Consider the following 19340-nt stretch of genomic DNA (forward strand, 5'->3'; position numbering starts at 1 on the left):
TGCGCTTTGTGCAGGGGGTAAACGACACAAAAAACGCACCATCATGAAGCATTCTCTGCTCCCAGTTATTCACTGCCCTGACATCAATTACAAAATATAGGGACCTCCACATGACTCCACTGCGATCACTCTTCGCTGCGTTGCTGTTGCCTCTGTGCGCCACCGCCGCCCACGCCCAGGACTGGAAAGAAATCCGTTTTGGCGTGTTCCCCGAATACCCACCCTTCGAATCCGTGGCCGCCGACGGCAGCCTGCAAGGCTTCGATATTGAACTGGGCAACGCCATCTGCGCCAAGCTCGAAGTGAAATGCACCTGGGTGCACAATGAATTCGACGGCATGATCCCGGCCCTGCGTGCGCGCAAGTTCGACGCCATCATGTCCTCCATGGCCGTGACCCCGGCTCGCGAAAAAGTCATCGACTTTACCGATCGCCTGTTCCTCAGCCCCACCTCGGTGATCACGCGCAAAGGCGCCGACTTCGGCGATACCCCGGAATCGCTCAAGGGCAAGCAGGTCGGCGTGCTGCAAGGCTCGCTGCAGGAAGCCTACGCCCGAGCGCACCTGACCAGGCTGGGTGCGCAGATCAAGGCGTACCAGTCTCAAGAGCAGAACTACGCCGACCTGCAAAACGGGCGCCTCGACGCCACCCTGACCGACAAACTCGAAGCCCAGCTCAACTTCCTGTCCAAGCCCGAAGGCGCCGACTTCAAGACCGGCCCGGCCTTCAAGGACCCGACCCTGCCGCTGGACATCGCCATGGGCCTGCGCAAGAACGACCAGGCACTGCGTGAGCTGATCAATAAAGGCATCGCCGCCGTCCAGGCCGATGGCACTTACGCGCAGATCCAGAAGAAATACTTCGGCGATCAAGATATCTACAACGAATAACTAAGCCATCGACCTCCCTGTGGATTCAGCTTTTGTGGGAGGGGGGCTTGCTCCCGATAGCAGTGGTCAGTCATTGAAAATATTGACTGAACCACCGCTATCGGGAGCAAGCCCCCCCTCCCACACAAATCGGTTCCCCACAAAGATGGTGTGTGTGCCTTTTAGAGATCTTCCCATGAACGAACTCCTCAACCTGCAAGGCTACGGCCCGATGCTGGCCCAGGGTGCCTGGATGACGCTCAAGCTGGCCTTCCTCGCCCTGGCCCTGAGCCTAACCCTGGGCCTGGTCGCCGCCGGCGCCAAGCTATCCAGCGCCAGATGGCTGCGCGTACCTGCCACGCTCTACACCACGCTGATCCGCAGCGTGCCGGACCTGGTGTTGATCCTGCTGATCTTCTATAGCCTGCAACTGTGGCTCAACGACCTGACTGAAGTGTTCGGCTGGGAGTACTTTGAAATCGACCCGTTCACCGCAGGGGTGGTCACCCTGGGATTTATCTACGGCGCGTATTTCACCGAGAACTTCCGTGGCGCGATCCTCAGCGTACCGGTGGGCCAGTTGGAAGCCGCGACGGCTTATGGCCTGAGCCGCTGGCAGCGCTTCCACCTGGTGCTGTTCCCACAACTGATGCGTTTTGCCCTGCCGGGCCTGGGCAATAACTGGCTGGTGCTGCTCAAGTCCACGGCGCTGGTGTCGATCATCGGCCTGTCAGACCTGGTCAAGGCCGCGCAAAACGCCGGCAAGTCCACCAGCGAGCCACTGTACTTCCTGATCCTCGCGGGCCTGGTGTACCTGCTGATCACTACCCTCTCCAACCGCATCTTCAAGCGCCTCGAACGGCGCTATAACCTGGGCATCAAGGGGATGGCGCGATGATCGAACTGTTCCAGCAATACGGCCTGGCCTACCTGTTCAGCGATGGCAGCGGCTTGTCCGGCGTCGCCATGACCGTGTGGCTGTTCATCATCTCGGTGGCGCTCGGTTTTTGCCTGTCGATCCCCCTGGCACTGGCGCGGGTTTCGCATCACGTCTGGCTGCGCTGGCCGGTGGAGGTCTACACCTACCTGTTCCGCGGCACGCCGCTGTATATCCAGTTGCTGATTTGCTACACCGGGCTGTACAGCCTGGAGGTGGTGCAGGACAACGCCCTGCTCAACCAGTTTTTCCGCAATGCGCTGAACTGCACCTTGTTGGCGTTTGTGCTCAACACCTGTGCCTACACCGTGGAGATCTTCGCCGGGGCGATCCGCAATATTCCCCACGGCGAAATCGAAGCGGCACGCGCCTATGGCCTGCACGGCTGGCGCCTGAATCTGTTCGTGGTGGTACCCGCCGCATTGCGCCGCGCATTGCCGGCCTACAGCAATGAAATGATCCTGATGCTGCACGCCACGTCACTGGCGTTTACCGCCACCGTTGCCGACATCCTCAAGGTCGCCCGCGATGCGAATGCCGAAACCTTCCTGACCTTTCAGGCGTTTGGCATCGCCGCCCTGCTCTACATGCTGCTGTCCTTTGCACTGGTGGGCCTGTTTCGGCTGGCCGAACGTCGCTGGATGCGTTTTCTTGTTCCTACCCGAGGCTAACCCATGAATCAGTCCGCGCAGGCCCTGGCCGTTTATCCGGTGGATGTACCGGTTGTCGAAACTGCAACTGCCGCCATCAAGCTTCAAGTCGAAGGCATTCACAAACGCTACGGCGAACACGAAGTGCTCAAAGGTGTGTCCCTCAATGCCCGTCAAGGCGATGTGATCAGTCTGATCGGCGCCAGCGGCTCGGGCAAAAGCACCATGCTGCGTTGCATCAACTTCCTTGAACAGCCGGACGCCGGGGTCATCACCCTTGACGGCATCAGCATCGAAATGCAACAAGGCCGCGCCGGCACCCGTGCGCCGCACCAGGCACAACTGCAAAACCTGCGCACGCGCCTGGCCATGGTGTTCCAGCACTTCAACCTGTGGAGTCACATGACGGTGCTGGAAAACATCACCATGGCCCCGCGCCGGGTGCTGAATGTGAGCGCCGCCGAGGCGGAAAAACGTGCGCGCCTGTACCTGGACAAAGTCGGCTTGCCAGGCCGCGTGGCGGATCAATACCCGGCGTTCCTCTCGGGTGGTCAGCAGCAGCGTGTGGCAATTGCGCGGGCATTGGCGATGGAGCCGGAGATTATCCTGTTCGACGAACCGACCTCAGCCCTCGACCCGGAACTTGTAGGCGAAGTACTCAAAGTCATACAGACGTTGGCCGAGGAAGGCCGTACCATGCTGATGGTCACCCACGAAATGGGCTTTGCCCGCCAGGTGTCAAGCCAAGTGCTGTTCCTGCATCAGGGCCGAGTCGAGGAACACGGCGGCGCCGAGATCCTCGACCACCCCAACAGCGAACGCTTGCAGCAATTTCTTTCCAACCGTTTGAAGTGAACTCATGGATACCAAGGCCAACGGACCCCACTCCTCCCCTGCGCTGGATCGCATCGACGAGGCGATCATCGATGTGCTCAGGCACCAGGGGCGCATCACCTATGAAAAACTCTCGTCGCTGGTGCACCTGACCCCCAGGCCATGCCTGGAGCGGGTGCGCAAGTTGGAGCGACGCGGGGTGATCCGTGGGTATGGGGCGATCATCGATGTGCAGATGGTCTCACCAGGGCTGTCGCTGCTGGTGCTGGTGGCCTTGTCCAACCAGAGCGGGCGCTCGGCGCAAAAGGCCTTCGAAGCCTGCGTCAAAGCCTGCCCGCAGGTGTTCGAATGCCAGTTGATCAGCGGGCCGTTCGACTACAGCCTGCGTATGCGCTGCCGGGATATGGAGCATTACCGGGTGCTGACCGAGATCTGGTTGAACAATGATGAGTTGCACATTGATAAGTTGGTGGCGCATCCAGAGTTGGCAGTAGTCAAGAACACTGCGACCGAACTGGCCTGATACCCACTCCCCCAGGCTGCGAAAACCAAATGTGGGAGCTGGCTTGCCTGCGATAGCGGTGCATCAGTCACCCCACATCTGACTGGTCGACCGCTATCGCAGGCAAGCCAGCTCCCACATTGACCGGGTTTGCAATTCTTTTGCCTGGCTTGGCCCCCACCAGCTTCGCCTGCCCATCCTTCTGCTTGCCCGTACGCGCCTCGCTGATCAGCCCCGGGATCAACTTGCCCTCCGGCAAATTCTTCCAGAAGCGGCTGGGCAAGTGCCCTTCCATCACCTTGGGATTCAGCCGCGCCGGGTTGAAGATGTGACTGTAGTAGGTCAGCCACATGGCGCTGTGGGGATCTTCAACATTCTGTGCCAGTTGCTGCCAGGCCTCGGGGCACTGGCGCTGATGAATCAATTGCTCGCCGTCGTAATACACCCCGTCCAGGGGCGTGGCGATCATCCAGCGATGACGGCCCATGCGCCCGACAAAATGCTGGCTGGCACTTTTGAGAATGTCGTGGGCCGGTTCATGCCAGGCCACGTATTCAGGAAGTTCGGGCCCCGCCTCAGCCGGCAGGGCAATAAAGCGCACAAACGCATGCAGGTGATGGGACTCGCGGCTGACTTGCTTGATGCGTCGCTGCAACTCGCTGCCCAGCTTGTCCCCCGCCAGCATCGCGGTGCGATCACCGTGGCTGACCCGCCACAGCACTTCATACAGCAGGCTCCAGCGTTGATCACCGTGATAACAGGCGGCAGACTCCAGCAACTCCAACAGCGCCTTGGGAATCCGTGCCTGGAAGGGCCCCAACCCTGACGGGATCGACTCATCGGTAGCGAACAGGTCAGCTGCTTGCGCCTCGCCCCAGCTCACCTGGCTGGGGTCGACCTGATGGCTGAGCAGCCAGCGCGCCTGTTCGCGCCAAGTGCTGAACAGGTTGTCGCATTCCAGGCTGATCATCCCCACAACCCCATCTGTTGCGGTTGCGGACGGTCGCGCAATTGTTCGCGCAGTAACACGCTGGTGCTGTCGGCCTGTTGCGGGTGGTAGTCACTGGTGATGAAGAACGGTTTGGCCTTGGCCAGTACGCAGCGCATGCGCGCCAGGTCTTCGAAGCGGATCTTGCGCTCGCGGCGCAGGTCCACCAGGCGTTGGGTGGTACGCAGGCCAATACCGGGGATGCGCGCAATCAGGGTGGGCTCTGCGCGGTTCAGGTCCAGGGGGAATACTTCGCGATGCTCCAGGGCCCAGGCCAGCTTGGGGTCGATATCCAGGGCCAGGTGGCCGGGGCCGGCAAACAGCTCCCTGGCGCTGAAACCGTAGCTGCGCAGCAGGAAGTCGGCCTGGTACAAGCGGTGCTCGCGCATCAACGGCGGCGCGGCCAGGGGCACGCTTTTCGGGCTGTTGGGGATGGGACTGAACGCCGAGTAGTACACGCGGCGCAGCTTGAAATTGCCATACAACGCCTCGGCACCGTGGAGGATGGTGCTGTCATCGGTGTCGTCGGCACCTACGATCATCTGCGTGCTCTGCCCGGCCGGGGCGAAACGCGGGGCGCGAGGCTCGTTGAACACCGTCTGCTCGCCGGTGTAGATGGTCTGCATCGCCTGCTTGATCGACACAATCTGCTTCTCCGGCGCCAGGGTCTGCAGGCTGGCCTCGGTGGGCAGTTCGATATTCACGCTCAGGCGATCGGCATAACGACCAGCCTCGGCAATCAATGCAGGATCCGCATCGGGAATGGTCTTGAGGTGGATATAGCCGCGAAAGTCATGCTCTTCGCGCAGCAGTTTGGCGACCCGCACCAATTGCTCCATGGTGTAGTCCGACGAACGGATGATGCCGGAGCTGAGAAACAGCCCGCTGACGCAATTGCGCTTGTAGAAATCCAGGGTCAGGGTGACCACCTCTTCCGGGCTGAAACGCGCACGGGGCACGTCGCTGGAACGGCGGTTGACGCAATACTGGCAGTCGTAGAGGCAGAAGTTGGTGAGCAACACCTTGAGCAGCGACACGCAACGGCCATCGGGCGTGTAGCTGTGGCAGATGCCCATGCCGTCGGTGGAACCCAACCCCGCCTTGCCCTCGGAGCTGCGCTTGGGCGCGCCGCTGCTGGCGCACGACGCGTCGTACTTGGCGGCGTCGGCGAGGATGCTGAGTTTTTCGATCAACTGCATGACGGGCTACCGATACTGGTTTTTTGTACAGTACCAATAGCCGCACGTTGTCACAAGTGCCGTCTGTAGGAGGGGCAGATCAGCTCGCGGTTGCCAGGAGCAGGTCCTGCACCGAACGGCCCTTGTCACGGTTTCGATCGTTCTCATACAACGACGCCGCAATCTCATCGGCCCGAATCGGCAGCACCGACAGCAAGGTATCGCTCAAGCCATGGCTGGCCTGGCTGAAGCCCTGGATGTAGATACCCGCCTTGCAGCGCTCGTCGGTGACGATGCGGTAGTCGCGGGCCACTTCGAAGTCGCCCATGTAGGCTTGCAGCGGCGCCAACAGTTCGCGGTGCATCTGGCGCTCATAGCCGGTGGCGAGGATCACGGCGTCGTAGTGGTTGACGCTGGTTTCGCCCGTGGCGTTGTTGCGCAATACCAGTTCGATACCCAGCGGCCCGGGCGTGGCCTTCTCCACCACGGTCATGGTGCGGAACGCCTGGCGGGCGATGCCGGAAACTTTCTGACGGTAGAAAATCCCGTAGATGCGCTCGATCAGGTCCAGGTCCACCACCGAATAGTTGGTGTTCTGGTACTCGGCGACCAAACGCTCGCGTTCGGCCCCCACTTGCTGGAACACCAGGTCGGTAAACGCCGGCGAGAACACTTCGTTGACGAACGGGCTGTCATCGGCCGGCTTGAGCGCCGAGCCGCGCAGGATCATATCGACCTGCACCGACGGGAAGCTGTCATTGAGGTCGATAAAGGCTTCGGCCGCGCTCTGGCCGCCGCCGATCACCGCGATGCGCATGGCCTTGCCATCCACGCAAGGCTGGCTCGCCATGCGCTCCAGATACTGGGAATGATGGAACACGCGGCTGTCACCCTTGAGCGCCTTGAACGCTTCGGGGATGCGCGCAGTGCCGCCGGCGCTGACCACCACCGAGCGGGTGGTACGCACATGCTGCTCGCCCTGGGCATCGCGGGAAATGACGCGCAAGGCCTCCACCTGCTGCTGATGCAGGATCGGTTCGATGGCCAGCACTTCCTCACCGTAGTTGGCCTGGGCCTGGAACTGCCCGGCCACCCAGCGCAGGTAGTCGTTGTACTCCATACGGCAGGGGTAGAAGGTGCCCAGGTTGATGAAGTCCACCAGGCGATCGTGAGCCTTGAGGTAATTGACGAAGGAGTACGGGCTCGTGGGGTTGCGCAGGGTCACCAGGTCCTTGAGGAAAGAGATCTGCAGCTCACTTTGGGTCACCAGCGTATTGCCGTGCCAGCGGTAGTCGGCCTGTTTGTCGAGAAACAGCACGTCCAGCTTGCCCTGGGCCTTTTCACGCTCCTGCAGGGCGATGGCCAGCGCCAGGTTCGAAGGGCCGAAGCCGATACCGATCAGGTCGTGAACCGCGGGCGAAGCAATTGCCTGTGTCATTCCAGTGTCCTCTGGATAAGCCCCTTGGCGGTGGGGCGGGAATACCTTCATGGCCTGAACAACAGGCCGTGTGTTGATAGGAAACGAGGACAGTGAAATAAAATTTAACCAACTGGCGATCAGTGCGCTTCCCACTCACGCATACGCACCCGGCAATGCTTCATGGCGTTGACGATGTGTTTTTCCACCAGGCTGCGGGAAATCCCCAGGCGCTCGGCGATTTGCACATGGGACAGGCCCTCGAGCTTGCGCAGCAGGAAACTGTCGCGACACGCCGCCGGCAACTCGGCCAGGGCGCGCTCAAGCATCTCCAGGCGCTGGTTGTGGTCATGACTGGCGTGGGGTGAACAGGGGGCGAAGCGTTCTTCGCTGTCCAGCACCTCAAGAGGCTCGGACTGACGCAAGGCGTTGCGCCGGTGGCCGTCGATCACCAGGTTCAAGGCCGTGCGGTACAGGAAGGCGCGGGGCTGTTCGATCGGGATGTCGCTGGAACGCTCCAGCACCCGAACATAAGCGTCATGCACCACATCTTCGGCCACCTGACGGTTGCCCAGCTTGGCGTTCAGGAAACACACCAGCTCGCGATAGTAGTTTTCCAACATGACTCCTGGCCCCATGGCCGTGGTGCTAACGATGCCAGCCCGTGTAGGAGCGAGCCCATCGATGATGGCAGTTTGAGTGCGTGCAATTTATAGTAATTCTCATCTACTTTTAAAGGAGTCTTGCACCAACGGTGCATTTTTTTTCGTCGCACGAGCTGTTACCACATGTGTAACAACCTAAATTCCCGAGCATTTTTCTCGTATAACTGTCAACTCCCCGCTCCTGCGGTCAACACCTCCTGGCTGGAACCAAGACATGAAACGCCCTCGACCTGCCCGACGCGCCCTGCTTGTGCTGGCGTGCCTGCTCCCCATCCTTGTGGTGGCTGCCTGGCAAGTGCTGCCGTCGGGCCGCGACAGCCTACCCACGGTCACCGTAACCCGCGGCGACATTGAAAATAGCGTTACGTCACTGGGCACCCTGCAACCGCGCCGTTATGTGGACGTGGGTGCCCAGGCGTCCGGACAGATTCGCAAGATCCATGTGGAGGCTGGTGATCAAGTCAAGGAAGGCGATCTGCTGGTGGAAATCGATCCCGCCACGCAACAGGCCAAGCTCGACGCCAGCCGCTATTCCATTGAAAACCTCAAGGCGCAGTTGCAGGAACAGAAAGCCCAGCACGAACTCGCACGCCAGAAATACCAGCGCCAGCAACGCTTGGTTGCAGGCAACGCCACCCGCGAAGAAGATGTGCAAACCGCCAAAGCCGAACTGAGTGCCACCCAAGCCCGTGTCGATATGTTCCAGGCACAGATCCGCCAAGCCCAGGCCAGCCTGCGCAGTGACGAGGCCGAACTGGGCTATACGCGGATTTACGCGCCCATGAGCGGCACCGTGGTGGCGGTAGATGCGCGAGTCGGCCAAACCCTCAACGCCCAACAACAAACGCCGTTGATCCTGCGCATCGCCAAATTGTCACCAATGACCGTATGGGCCGAAGTGTCCGAAGCCGATATCGGCCACGTCAAACCGGGCATGAGCGCCTATTTCACTACCCTCGCCGGCGGCAACCGGCGCTGGAGCAGCACCGTGCGCCAGATCCTGCCGATACCGCCCAAGCCGCTGAATGAAACCAGCCAGGGCAGCGGCAGCCCCAGTAGCACGAGCAAAACCGGTAGTGGCCGCGTAGTGCTGTACACCGTACTGCTGGATGTGGACAACACTGACAATGCACTGATGGCCGAAATGACCACCCAGGTGTTTTTCGTAGCCAGCCAGGTCAAGGACGCTCTCACCATCCCGGTCGCAGCGCTGCTCGGCAGCCAAGGCACCGACAAGCAGATCGCGCGGGTCGTGACCAAAAACGGTGCCATCCAGAAGCGAGAAGTACAGCTGGGTATCAGTGACCGCCTGCGAGTTGAAGTGTTGGATGGCCTGGACGAAGGTGATCACCTGTTGATCGGCCCCGCCAGCAGCAGCGGGGGTTGACGTGACCACGCCACTGATCGAACTCAAGAACATCCGCAAATCCTACGGCGGCGGTGACAGCCCGCAGGTCGACGTATTGCGCGGGATCGACCTGTCGATCCATGCAGGAGAGTTCGTTGCCATCGTCGGCGCCTCGGGCTCCGGCAAATCCACACTGATGAACATCCTCGGTTGCCTCGACCGCCCCACCGTGGGCGACTACCTGTTCGCCGGGGAAAACGTCGCGCACCTGGACAGCGACGCACTGGCCTGGCTGCGCCGCGAAGCCTTTGGTTTCGTGTTCCAGGGCTACCACCTGATCCCGTCCGGCTCGGCCCAGGAAAACGTCGAGATGCCGGCGATCTATGCCGGCATCGGCGCTGCCGAACGCCATGCCCGCGCCAAGGCTCTGCTGACCCGCCTGGGCCTGGCCGATCGCACCAACAACCGCCCGCACCAGCTCTCCGGTGGTCAGCAGCAGCGCGTCTCGATTGCCCGTGCGTTGATGAACGGCGGGCATATCATCCTTGCCGACGAACCCACCGGTGCCCTCGACAGCCACAGCGGTGCCGAGGTGATGGTGCTGCTGGATGAATTGGCGAGCCAGGGCCACGTGGTTATCCTGATTACCCACGACCGCGAAGTCGCGGCGCACGCCAACCGCATCATCGAGATCAGCGACGGCCTGATCATCAGCGATTCGGCGTTGAGCCCCCCCCACGTGCCCGTCACGGCCGGCAGCGACGCATTGCAAGCCGTGGACCTGCGCCAGCGCCTGGCCGACGGCGCCGAACACAATGGTGCCTGGAAAGCCGAGCTGCTGGACACGGTGCAGGCGGCGTGGCGGGTGATGTGGATCAACCGCTTCCGCACCGCGCTGACGCTGCTGGGGATCATCATCGGCGTGGCGTCGGTGGTGGTGATGCTGGCGGTGGGCGAAGGCAGCAAGCGCCAGGTCATGGCGCAGATGGCGGCCTTCGGCTCCAACATCATCTACCTGAGCGGTTTTTCGCCTAACCCGCGCACACCGCCAGGTATCGTGACCCTCAATGATGTGGCCGCATTGGCTACATTGCCCCAGGTCAAGCGCATCATGCCGGTGAACGGCACCTACGCCGGTGTTCGCTTCGGCAACGTCGATTACATGGCCTATGTGGGCGGTAACGACACCAACTTCCCGGACATCTTCAACTGGCCAGTGGCCGAGGGTAGCTACTTTACCGAAGCCGACGAGCGCGCCGGGGCCACGGTGGCGGTGATCGGTCATCGCGTGCGCGAAAAGCTGTTCAAAGGCCAGCTAGACCCCATCGGCCAATACATCCTGATCGAAAACGTGCCCTTCCAGGTGATTGGCGTGTTGGCGGAAAAAGGCTCCAGCTCCGGCATGCAAGACAGCGATGACCGTGTCGCCATTCCCTATACCGCCGCCAGCGTGCGCCTGTTCGGCACCTATAACCCCGAATATGTTGCCATTGCCGCCGCCGATGCGCGCAAGGTGCAAGAGGCCGAGCAAGCCATCAGTCAGCTTATGCAAACGCTGCACGGCGGCAAACGCGACTTCCACCTGACGAACGACGCCGCGATGATCCAGGCCGAAGCGCGGACCCAGAACACCCTGTCGCTGATGCTCGGCTCGATTGCCGCGATTTCCCTGCTGGTGGGCGGTATCGGCGTGATGAATATCATGTTGATGACCGTGCGCGAACGCACCCGCGAAATCGGCATCCGCATGGCCACCGGGGCGCGCCAGCGCGACATCCTGCGCCAGTTCCTCACCGAGGCGGTGATGCTCTCGGTGGTCGGCGGTCTGTTCGGAATCGCCCTGGCATTGCTGGTGGGCGGCGTGCTGGTGCTGGCCGAAGTAGCGGTGCAGTTTTCCCTGGTGGCGGTGTTCGGCGCGTTTGGCTGTGCGCTGGTCACCGGCGTCGTATTCGGCTTTATGCCGGCCCGTAAAGCTGCCCGGCTCGATCCGGTTAAGGCATTGACCAGTGAATAAACGATCCATCGCACCGCACCTGTCGACGCTCAGCCTGTGCCTGTTGCTCAATGCCTGTGCCGGCACTTCGCCTGCCCTCGACAGCAGCATTGCCGCGCCCGCCGTCTGGCAATATGCCGAGCGCGACGCCGACCAGGCCACCAACCAGCGTTGGTGGACGCAGTTTGACAGCCCTGTGCTTAACCGCCTGATCGATCAGGCCCGCCGTGACAGCTTTGATGTGGCTGCGGCCATGGCGCGGGTGCGGCAGGCCCAGGCGACAGCGGTGATTGCCGGCGCACCGTTACTGCCCGAGGTGAAGTTCAACCTCAGCGCCAGCCGTCAAAGACTGTTGCGCGGCAGCGGCAACTCGGATCTGGACGCCACCGAGAGCAACAAGACGGTCAATAACTATGATGCCAACCTCACGGCCAGCTACGAAATCGACTTCTGGGGTGGCCGCGCCGCTGCGCGAGACAGCGCTGTGCATAGCCTGCACGCCAGTGAGTTCGATCAGGCCAACGTGGAGTTGACCTTGCTCAGCAATGTCGCCGACCGCTATGCGCAAACCCTGGCCGCGCACCAGCGCCTGCAGATCGCCGAGCTGAACCTGGCCAATGCGCGCAATGTGCTGGACCTGGTGCAAACCCGCTACGATGCCGGTTCCGCCACGGGCCTGGAGTTGGCACAACAGAAGAGCCTGGTGGCCGGCCAGCAACGGCAACTGCCGCTGATCCAGCAATCGGCCGAAGAATCGCGCATCACCCTCGCCGCCTTGCTCGGCCAGCCCGTACAGGCCCTGGCGCTGGGCAGCGAGCCGTTCCAGGCACTGACCTGGCCGAATATCGGCCCCGGTGTGCCTAGCCAGTTGTTGCGTCGCCGCCCTGACATCGCCCAGGCCGAGGCACAGCTGGCGGCGGCCAATGCCGACGTCACGGTGGCCCGTGCGGCCATGCTGCCCACGGTGACATTGGGCGCAACCCTCGGCTCGGGTGCGTACAAGGCTGAAGATGTTCTGCGCAGCCCGTTCTACACCCTGACCTCGGGCCTGATCGCACCGATCTTCAACAACGGTCGGCTGAGTGCCGAGCGCGATAAAGCCCGTGCGCGCCAGGATGAACTGCTGCAGACCTACCGCGGGGCGATCATCAACGGCTTTGCCGATGTGGAAAAAGCCCTCAGCAGCCTGACTCGCCTGGACCAGCAACGCCAATGGCAAACCGAAGAACTGCAGCAGGCGCAAACGGCCTTTGAGATTGCGCAAAGCCGCTACGAGGCCGGCGCCGAAGACCTGCTTACGGTGCTGGAAACCCAACGCACCCTCTATGCCGCCCAGGACCTGAACGTGCAACTGCGCCTGTCGCGGCTGCAAGCCAGTATCGCGCTGTACAAGGCATTAGGGGGTGGATGGAAGACCGATAGCTGATAAGCAAAATCGGTATTTCTTACACAAACTGTTTCTTAGCCTTACATTCTCCACCCCCAGGTCCTTGGTAAAAAAGCTGTTACATACGGCTGCCCGGGACCTCGTGATGACACCCAGCGTTCTTGTAAAAAGCCTGGTCTGCATAAGCTGCTGGCTTATAGCAAACGCAGTGCGCGCTGAGCCCTTGATCGTGCCCACTGCAATCGACTGGCTGTTGGATTGCCCCCTCACTACCACTGCGCGCCTGGACCCTGAGGTGGTCGGGCGCACCCAATGCGGCCTGGTCAGTGTGCCACGGGACCACGCTGCTCCCGGGCGCGGTCGTATACGCCTGAGCGTGACGCGTGTGGGCGCAAGGCAACCGCTCAACCGCGAGGGCGTGGTGTTCATCCAGGCCGGCGAACCGCCCCAGCCCGCCAACGCGCCTTTCGTGCTGCACCTGGCCAGCCACTGGGAGTCGCTCGCCACCCGCGCTTATCGCACGCTGGTGGACCGTTATGACGTGATCGAACTGAGCCCCCGCGACCTGCGCCAGCCAAACGCGGTCGAGCAGGCGGCGCTGGACATGGAATATGTGCGCGGGCAGCTCGGCGAAGCGCGCCTGCACTACCTGGGCAGCGCCGCCGCGACCCGTCTTGGCAGCCGCTACGGCACGCTGTTTCCCGAGCGCATCGCACGCATGGTGCTGATTAATGCGGCGCCGGGCGATCCTATCGCTGTGGGCGTCGAGCAGTTATTGCTCAAGGAGTCCAAGCAGTCGGGCGCCGACGGCTGTGTCACCCGCTGGCTGGGGGATTTCCTCGCCTATGGCAAACAGCCGCCAGCCTCCGCGCGCTGCCTCGACCTTGGTGCCTGGGAGTAACCGGCGCATTTGCGACCTGTTGCCATCGAAAACGACACGCTGCGTTGACGCTCCGATGCAATCGTTATTAAGTGCTATTTATCCGCATTAATACGATAAATCGAACCCATGCTGACTCGCCCGCTACGCCGCAAACGTCAGAAGCTGTCCGATGTGATTGTCGAGTCGGTCAAGCGCTCCATCGTCACCGATGCCTTGAAGCCCGGCGACCGCTTGCCCACCGAACGCGAGCTGATGGAAAGCTTCCAGTGCTCCAAGGGCTCGGCACGCGAAGCGCTCAAGGCATTGGAAGTCGAAGGGTTGGTCAATACGCGCACCGGCCCCAGTGGCGGGGCTTATCTGAACCAGGCCGGCACTGAACCTGCCAGCCGCGCCTTGCGCAACTACCTGCACTTCCAGCATCTGGATGGCGAGCAGGTGTATCAGTTGCGCAAGGTCATCGAAGTGGAACTGGCGCTGTCGGTGCTCGGGCGCTTGAGCGAAGACGACTACCAGGCCCTGCAAGCCAATGTGGATTTTTGCAGCGCCCCCGAAGACAGCGAAGCCGGCCAGCGCGAACAGCGCCTGGCGGAACTGGAGTTCCACAACCTGCTGGCCCGGGCGTGCCCCAACCCGCTGCTGAGTTTTATGGCGCAGTTTCTCAACGACCTGCTGCGCGACCTGGTGGTACTGAAGAAAGCCTACAAGCCCAAGCGCAAGCAGTTCGACGCGGCCAACCTCGACTATCACAAACAACTGCTGATCGCCTTTCGTGCCGGGGATGAAAGCGCCGTGCGCAGTTTGATGCATGAGCATATGTGCGATGCCGAACACCATATGACTGCGCTGGAAGGCCAGGTCAGCCCGCACTTCCTTCTGGAGTTTGATCACCGTTAGGAACAAAACCCAATCAATGTGGGAGCTGGCTTGCCTGCGATGGTATCGGCTCGGTCCCCCTGTAACACCGAGGCGCCCGCATCGCAGGCAAGCCAGCTCCCACATTTGACCGTGTCCATCTGTTGAACCGAGTTACCCAATAACAAGCCTGCCCACAGGCCCTTGCACCACCGTATCGCCCTTGCCGCTCCTGCCAATAACTAAACCAGGGAGTCACCCCATGCAGCGTCGTACGTTATTGAAAGCCAGCCTCACCGCAGCCGCCGCCCTCAGCTTGCCGCTGAGCGTGCGTTCGGCCTTCGCCGCCGAACCTTTTACCTTTTACGGCCTCAAGTCCATGTCTGGCGCGTTTGCCAGCTATGGCAAATTTGCCGACATGGGTTCGCGCCTGGCCGTGCAACAGCATGCCGAGATCCTCGGCCGCCCGCTCACCTACAAGGTTATCGACACCGAAGGCAACGCCGGCAAAGCGGTGCGCAAGGTGCAGGAGGCAATCGCGCAGGACGGCGCACGGTTCTTCCAGGGCTGCACACTGTCGTCTTCCGCCCTGGCGGTGGCCAAGGAAGTCGATAAAGTCGGCGGCGTGTTCATGACCCCGGTGGGTGCCGATGAAGTCACCGGCAAGGATTGCAACAAGGCGACCTTCCGCTGGTCAGTGCCCACCTACGGCGCGATCCGCGAAACCATGGTGCCGCTGATCAAACTGCTGCCGGACGCCAAACGCTGGTACACCATCACGCCGCAATACGTGTTCGGCGAAGCCTTGCTCGAAGGCGCAAAGAACGTGCTGAAGGAGCACGGCCTGGAACACGTCGGCAACAGCTACCACTCGCTGCAGGAGCAGGAATTCTCCGGCTACCTGACCAACGCCATTTCCACCCGGCCCGACGTGCTGGTACTGCTCAACTTCGGCAGCCAGTCGTCCAACACCCTGCGCCAGGCGGTGAACTTCGGCATCAAGGAACGCATGAAGGTGCTGCTGGTATGGTCGGCCGGCCTTGATCAATTCCAGGAACTGGGCAGCGATGTGCTCGAAGGTGTGTACCTCGGCGCGCAGTACTGGCATCAGGTCGATACGCCACTCAACCGCGAACTGGTCAAGCTGACCCAGGCCAAATACGGCATCAACCCCACCTACCCGCTGGCCGCCGACTACATCAGCACCAAGGTCATGCTCGACACCATCATCGCCACTGGCAGCTTCGACGGCGCAACCGTGGCCAAGGCCATGCAAGGCTTGAGCTATGAAGGCCCGACCGGCAAGGAGTCGATCCGCGCCGGCGACCATCAGGTGATCAAGGATTACTACCTGCTGGTCGGCAAGGCCAGCGGCGACATGACCGACAAGGACGACCTGGCCAAGGTGCTCAGCGCCGGCCAATCGTTCCCACCGGTCGAGGCGACGGGCTGCACGCTCGGCTGACTGCTTACTTTTTGTCGCGCAGGGCCGCGCAAGCGGCCGCCTGCAGAGGGTTCCTGCATGCTCAATTTGTACCTGTTCCAGATTCTCAACGGCCTTGGGCTGGGGATGATCTACTTCCTGATCGCGGTCGGGCTGACGATCATTTTCGGCCTGCTCAACTTCGTCAACTTCGCCCACGGCGCGTTTTTCCTGCTGGGCGCCTACATCTGCTACACCGCCGTGAGCCTCACCGGCAGCTTCTGGCTGGCGCTGCTCGTCGCGCCGCTGGTGGTGGCTGCGCTGGCCTGGGTGATCGAGCGTGTGCTGATCCAGCGGATCTACCACTTGCCGCACATGTTCCAGATTCTGGTAACCCTGGGGATCGCGCTGATTATCCAGGAAGCCAGCGTGATGATCTGGGGCCCGGTGGGCAAAAGTGTCGCCGTACCGGAGTTGCTGCGCGGCGTGCTGGTGGTGGGGGATTTTGTCTATCCCTACTACCGCCTGTTTCTCATCGTGTTTTCCGGGCTCGTCGGCCTGGGCCTGTGGCTGCTGCTGGAACGCACGCGCTTCGGCGCCCTGGTGCGCGCCGGCAGTGAGAGCACTGAAACCGTGTCATTGCTGGGCACCAATATTTTCCGCCTGTTCTCCATGACCTTCGCCCTCGGCGTGGCCCTGGCCGGTGTCGCCGGGGTGTTGTTCGCGCCGTTGCGTGGTGCCCAGCCCTTTGTCGGCCCGGAGATTCTCGGGGTGGCGTTCGTGGTGGTGGTGATTGGCGGCATGGGCTCGTTCAGCGGTGCGCTGGTCGGCGGTTTGCTGGTAGGCGTAGTGCAAAGCCTGATGACCACACTCTGGCCCCAGGGTGCGAGCCTGATGATCTACGGCGCGATGGCCGTGGTGATTCTGGTGCGCCCCTACGGCCTGTTCGGGAGAGCCTGAAATGAGCGAGAAAAACCCCCTGCCGTTTGCCAAGACCCAATCCAAAGCGATGCTCCTGTGGGTATTGGCGGTGCTGATCGGCCTGCCGTTGATACTGCCCTCGGCAACCCTGGCCACCGAGATCCTGATCTTTGCCATGGCCGCCCTGGCTTGCAACCTGTTGCTGGGCTACACCGGCTTGCTGTCATTCGGCCAAGGCATCTTCTTCGGGGCCGGCGCCTACTGCGCGGCGTTGCTGATGATCCACCTGCAACTGGGGTTGTTCACCGCACTGCTGGGTGCCGCCATCGCCGGCGGTTTCCTGGCATTGCTGGTGGGCGCCCTGGCGATTCGGCGCACCGGCATTTACTTCGTGATGCTCACGCTGGCGTTCAGCCAGATGGCCTATTTCGTCGCCTACACCCTGAGCGACTGGACCGGCGGCGACAACGGCCTGCTCAGCGTGCCGCGCCCGGAAATCCGTGTGGGTGAAACCGTGCTGTTGTCCTTGGCCGATGCCCGTGCCTTCTATGGATTTGTCGCGGTGCTGTTCCTGCTGATCTTTATCGGCGCTCGCCGGGTGATCGCTTCGCCGTTCGGCAGCACGCTGATGGCGATCCGTGAAAACGAGACACGTGCCTCGGCCATCGGCTACGACACGCGGCACTTCAAGATCCTGGTGTTCGTGCTGTCCGGGGCAGTCACCGGGATTGCCGGGGCGCTGTACGCCATGCTGCTGCACTTTGTGCCACTGTCCAATATTGACCTGGCGATGTCCGAGAACATTCTGATCATGACCATCGTCGGCGGCACTGGCTCGTTGTTCGGCTCATTGCTGGGCGCCGGTTCCATTGTGCTGCTGGGGGATTTCCTCTCCGACCTGTGGCCGCGCTGGCTGATGCTGCTGGGGGTGATCCTGATCCTGGTGGTGATCTTCATGCGCGGCGGTTTGTGGGGCGGCCTGGCGTCGCTGTTCGAGAAGCTGCGCGGCAATCGCAAAACTGCGGCCGTCGCCAAGGAGCCAGGGCTATGAGCATCCTGCTGGAAACCCAGAACCTGGAACTGGCCTACGGCGCGTTCCATGCGGTCAATGGTGTCAACCTCAAGGTCGAGGCCGGCACCATCCACACCATCATCGGCCCCAACGGCGCCGGCAAGACCAGCCTGTTCCACTGCCTGACCGGCGAACGCCAGGCCACTGCCGGAGCGATCCATTTCGACGGCAACAACCTGATGCGCAAGCCCGCCCATGCCCGCGTCGGCCTGGGCATGGCGCGTTCGTTCCAGCTCACCAGCCTGTTCCAGAACCTCAGCGTGCGCGAAAACCTGCGCCTGGCCGCCCAGGGCCGCGATGGCGCCCGTGCCTTGAACTTCTGGCGCCGAGTGGACAGCAAGCGCGAGCACCTGGAGATGGCCGACCAGGTGCTGGAACGCCTGCAACTCACCGCCCGCGCCGACACCCTCGCCGGCGAGTTGTCCCACGGCCAGCAGCGGGTGCTGGAAGTGGGCATGTCGATCTGCTCCAAACCGAAACTGTTGATGCTCGACGAGCCGACCTCGGGCATGGGCATCGACGACATCCCGATCATGACCCAACTGATCAGCGACCTGGGCCGCGACCACACGGTGCTGTTGATCGAACACAACATGAGCATCGTCATGTCCATCAGCCAACGCATCACGGTGATGAGCCACGGCCAGATCCTGGTGGAAGGCACGCCAGAGTTCGTGCGTGCCGATGAACGTGTGCGCACTGCATACCTTGGGGAGGCCGCCTGATGCTGATCGTCGAGAATATCCATTCCTACTACGACAAGAGCCATGTGCTGGAGGGCGTGTCATTGACCGTCAACCCTGGCGAACTGGTGACCCTGCTGGGTCGCAATGGCGCCGGCAAGACCACCACTTTGCGCAGCATCCTGGGCATCATCTGCCCGCGCCAGGGCCAGATTCACTTCAACGGCCAGGCGCTGGTGGGGCAGAAGATCTTTGAAATCGCACGCCAGGGCTTGGCGCTGGTGCCGGAGAACCGTGGGATTTTCCGTCTGCTGACCGTTGAGGAAAACCTGCGCATCGCCGCCCGCAAGAACAGCCGCTGGCAGTTGGAAGACGTCTACGCCATGTTCCCGCGCCTCAAGGAGCGGCGCAAAAACGCCGGCCATGCGTTGTCCGGTGGCGAACAGCAGATGCTTGCCATCGCCCGCGCCCTGCTGAACGATCCCAAGCTGCTGATCCTCGACGAACCCACCGAGGGCTTGGCCCCGGTGATTGTCGACGAGCTGGTGAAGATCCTGCGCAAGGTCAAGGACGACGGCCTGCCGGTGCTGCTGGTGGAGCAGAACCTGATGGTCTGCGACAAACTCGCCGACCGCCATTACGTACTCGAACAGGGCCGCGTGGTGTACGAAGGCAGCGCCGCTGACTTCCGTGCCGACCCGTCGATCAAGAACCGTTATCTGGCCTTGAGTGCCTGAC

19 protein-coding genes are annotated in these 19340 nt (G+C 61.8%); 15 read left to right on the top strand and 4 right to left on the bottom strand.

What is annotated here, in order from left to right:
• Positions 1-110 precede the first annotated feature (110 nt).
• The 5 genes from JH25_RS23735 to JH25_RS23715 all read left to right on the top strand — a co-directional run bounded on the left by JH25_RS23735 (position 111) and on the right by JH25_RS23715 (position 3813).
• Positions 111-890, top strand: a complete 780-nt coding sequence (locus JH25_RS23735) for an ABC transporter substrate-binding protein (protein WP_032876391.1) — start codon at positions 111-113, stop codon at positions 888-890.
• A gap of 175 nt (positions 891-1065) precedes the next feature.
• Positions 1066-1767, top strand: coding sequence for an ABC transporter permease (locus tag JH25_RS23730; protein ID WP_032876394.1), 702 nt, complete (start codon positions 1066-1068; stop codon positions 1765-1767).
• Positions 1764-2477 carry an ABC transporter permease gene (locus JH25_RS23725; protein ID WP_032876397.1) on the top strand — a complete coding sequence of 238 codons (714 nt, stop codon included), beginning with the start codon at positions 1764-1766 and terminating at the stop codon, positions 2475-2477. The genes JH25_RS23730 and JH25_RS23725 overlap by 4 nt, the downstream gene beginning before the upstream one ends.
• Before the next feature lie 3 nt (positions 2478-2480).
• Complete coding sequence (locus JH25_RS23720) at positions 2481-3311, top strand: ABC transporter ATP-binding protein (protein WP_032876400.1); 831 nt, start codon at positions 2481-2483, stop codon at positions 3309-3311.
• A gap of 4 nt (positions 3312-3315) precedes the next feature.
• Entirely contained in the window at positions 3316-3813 is a 498-nt protein-coding gene (locus JH25_RS23715; RefSeq protein WP_005787545.1) for an Lrp/AsnC family transcriptional regulator, read from the top strand.
• A 67-nt stretch (positions 3814-3880) separates the two neighbouring features.
• Here JH25_RS23715 and JH25_RS23710 read toward each other — a convergent pair whose 3' ends face one another.
• The 4 genes from JH25_RS23710 to JH25_RS23695 all read right to left on the bottom strand — a co-directional run bounded on the left by JH25_RS23710 (position 3881) and on the right by JH25_RS23695 (position 7998).
• A complete protein-coding gene (locus tag JH25_RS23710; protein ID WP_032876403.1) occupies positions 3881-4762 on the bottom strand; it encodes a TIGR03915 family putative DNA repair protein in 882 nt (293 codons plus the stop codon).
• The gene (locus JH25_RS23705; RefSeq protein WP_005787541.1) at positions 4759-5979 is read right to left on the bottom strand and encodes a putative DNA modification/repair radical SAM protein; all 1221 of its coding nucleotides are present in this window, start codon (positions 5977-5979) and stop codon (positions 4759-4761) included. The genes JH25_RS23710 and JH25_RS23705 overlap by 4 nt, the downstream gene beginning before the upstream one ends.
• 79 nt (positions 5980-6058) lie before the next feature.
• Positions 6059-7396 carry a lysine N(6)-hydroxylase/L-ornithine N(5)-oxygenase family protein gene (locus tag JH25_RS23700; RefSeq protein ID WP_032876406.1) on the bottom strand — a complete coding sequence of 446 codons (1338 nt, stop codon included), beginning with the start codon at positions 7394-7396 and terminating at the stop codon, positions 6059-6061.
• Positions 7397-7515: 119 nt separating this feature from the next.
• Positions 7516-7998, bottom strand: a complete 483-nt coding sequence (locus JH25_RS23695) for a sigma-70 family RNA polymerase sigma factor (protein ID WP_005787538.1) — start codon at positions 7996-7998, stop codon at positions 7516-7518.
• Positions 7999-8254: 256 nt separating this feature from the next.
• Here JH25_RS23695 and JH25_RS23690 point away from each other — a divergent pair, with 256 nt between their 5' ends.
• From JH25_RS23690 to JH25_RS23645, 10 genes are all read left to right on the top strand, one after another.
• Positions 8255-9427, top strand: a complete 1173-nt coding sequence (locus JH25_RS23690) for an efflux RND transporter periplasmic adaptor subunit (RefSeq protein ID WP_032876409.1) — start codon at positions 8255-8257, stop codon at positions 9425-9427.
• Position 9428: 1 nt separating this feature from the next.
• A complete protein-coding gene (locus JH25_RS23685; protein WP_032876412.1) occupies positions 9429-11402 on the top strand; it encodes a MacB family efflux pump subunit in 1974 nt (657 codons plus the stop codon).
• Positions 11395-12807, top strand: a complete 1413-nt coding sequence (locus JH25_RS23680) for an efflux transporter outer membrane subunit (protein WP_032876415.1) — start codon at positions 11395-11397, stop codon at positions 12805-12807. Before JH25_RS23685 ends, JH25_RS23680 begins: the two co-directional genes overlap by 8 nt.
• Positions 12808-12913: 106 nt before the next feature.
• Positions 12914-13669: a proteinase gene (locus tag JH25_RS23675; RefSeq protein WP_032876418.1), complete on the top strand. Its 756-nt coding sequence runs from the start codon at positions 12914-12916 to the stop codon at positions 13667-13669.
• Between the two features lie 108 nt (positions 13670-13777).
• Positions 13778-14545 carry a FadR/GntR family transcriptional regulator gene (locus JH25_RS23670; RefSeq protein ID WP_005787529.1) on the top strand — a complete coding sequence of 256 codons (768 nt, stop codon included), beginning with the start codon at positions 13778-13780 and terminating at the stop codon, positions 14543-14545.
• 220 nt (positions 14546-14765) lie between these two features.
• A complete protein-coding gene (locus tag JH25_RS23665; RefSeq protein WP_032876422.1) occupies positions 14766-15968 on the top strand; it encodes an ABC transporter substrate-binding protein in 1203 nt (400 codons plus the stop codon).
• A gap of 57 nt (positions 15969-16025) precedes the next feature.
• Positions 16026-16886, top strand: a complete 861-nt coding sequence (locus JH25_RS23660; protein WP_032876425.1) for a branched-chain amino acid ABC transporter permease — start codon at positions 16026-16028, stop codon at positions 16884-16886.
• 1 nt (position 16887) lies between these two features.
• A complete protein-coding gene (locus JH25_RS23655; protein ID WP_005787521.1) occupies positions 16888-17898 on the top strand; it encodes a branched-chain amino acid ABC transporter permease in 1011 nt (336 codons plus the stop codon).
• Entirely contained in the window at positions 17895-18644 is a 750-nt protein-coding gene (locus tag JH25_RS23650; RefSeq protein ID WP_032876428.1) for an ABC transporter ATP-binding protein, read from the top strand. Before JH25_RS23655 ends, JH25_RS23650 begins: the two co-directional genes overlap by 4 nt.
• A complete protein-coding gene (locus JH25_RS23645) occupies positions 18644-19339 on the top strand; it encodes an ABC transporter ATP-binding protein (RefSeq protein WP_032876431.1) in 696 nt (231 codons plus the stop codon). Before JH25_RS23650 ends, JH25_RS23645 begins: the two co-directional genes overlap by 1 nt.
• Position 19340: the final 1 nt, after the last annotated feature.

The organism is Pseudomonas sp. BRG-100 (assembly GCF_000737955.1).
GTDB classification, from domain to species: Bacteria; Pseudomonadota; Gammaproteobacteria; order Pseudomonadales; family Pseudomonadaceae; genus Aquipseudomonas; species Aquipseudomonas synxantha_A.

Excerpts from the sequence above, each read along its gene's own strand:
- JH25_RS23735 (WP_032876391.1), top strand. The coding sequence starts at position 111 with ATGACTCCACTGCGATCACTCTTCGCTGCGTTGCTGTTGCCTCTGTGC.
- JH25_RS23730 (WP_032876394.1), top strand. The coding sequence starts at position 1,066 with ATGAACGAACTCCTCAACCTGCAAGGCTACGGCCCGATGCTGGCCCAG.
- JH25_RS23725 (WP_032876397.1), top strand. The coding sequence starts at position 1,764 with ATGATCGAACTGTTCCAGCAATACGGCCTGGCCTACCTGTTCAGCGAT.
- JH25_RS23720 (WP_032876400.1), top strand. The coding sequence starts at position 2,481 with ATGAATCAGTCCGCGCAGGCCCTGGCCGTTTATCCGGTGGATGTACCG.
- JH25_RS23715 (WP_005787545.1), top strand. The coding sequence starts at position 3,316 with ATGGATACCAAGGCCAACGGACCCCACTCCTCCCCTGCGCTGGATCGC.
- JH25_RS23710 (WP_032876403.1), bottom strand. The coding sequence starts at position 4,762 with ATGATCAGCCTGGAATGCGACAACCTGTTCAGCACTTGGCGCGAACAG.
- JH25_RS23705 (WP_005787541.1), bottom strand. The coding sequence starts at position 5,979 with ATGCAGTTGATCGAAAAACTCAGCATCCTCGCCGACGCCGCCAAGTAC.
- JH25_RS23700 (WP_032876406.1), bottom strand. The coding sequence starts at position 7,396 with ATGACACAGGCAATTGCTTCGCCCGCGGTTCACGACCTGATCGGTATC.
- JH25_RS23695 (WP_005787538.1), bottom strand. The coding sequence starts at position 7,998 with ATGTTGGAAAACTACTATCGCGAGCTGGTGTGTTTCCTGAACGCCAAG.
- JH25_RS23690 (WP_032876409.1), top strand. The coding sequence starts at position 8,255 with ATGAAACGCCCTCGACCTGCCCGACGCGCCCTGCTTGTGCTGGCGTGC.
- JH25_RS23675 (WP_032876418.1), top strand. The coding sequence starts at position 12,914 with ATGACACCCAGCGTTCTTGTAAAAAGCCTGGTCTGCATAAGCTGCTGG.
- JH25_RS23670 (WP_005787529.1), top strand. The coding sequence starts at position 13,778 with ATGCTGACTCGCCCGCTACGCCGCAAACGTCAGAAGCTGTCCGATGTG.
- JH25_RS23665 (WP_032876422.1), top strand. The coding sequence starts at position 14,766 with ATGCAGCGTCGTACGTTATTGAAAGCCAGCCTCACCGCAGCCGCCGCC.
- JH25_RS23660 (WP_032876425.1), top strand. The coding sequence starts at position 16,026 with ATGCTCAATTTGTACCTGTTCCAGATTCTCAACGGCCTTGGGCTGGGG.
- JH25_RS23655 (WP_005787521.1), top strand. The coding sequence starts at position 16,888 with ATGAGCGAGAAAAACCCCCTGCCGTTTGCCAAGACCCAATCCAAAGCG.
- JH25_RS23650 (WP_032876428.1), top strand. The coding sequence starts at position 17,895 with ATGAGCATCCTGCTGGAAACCCAGAACCTGGAACTGGCCTACGGCGCG.
- JH25_RS23645 (WP_032876431.1), top strand. The coding sequence starts at position 18,644 with ATGCTGATCGTCGAGAATATCCATTCCTACTACGACAAGAGCCATGTG.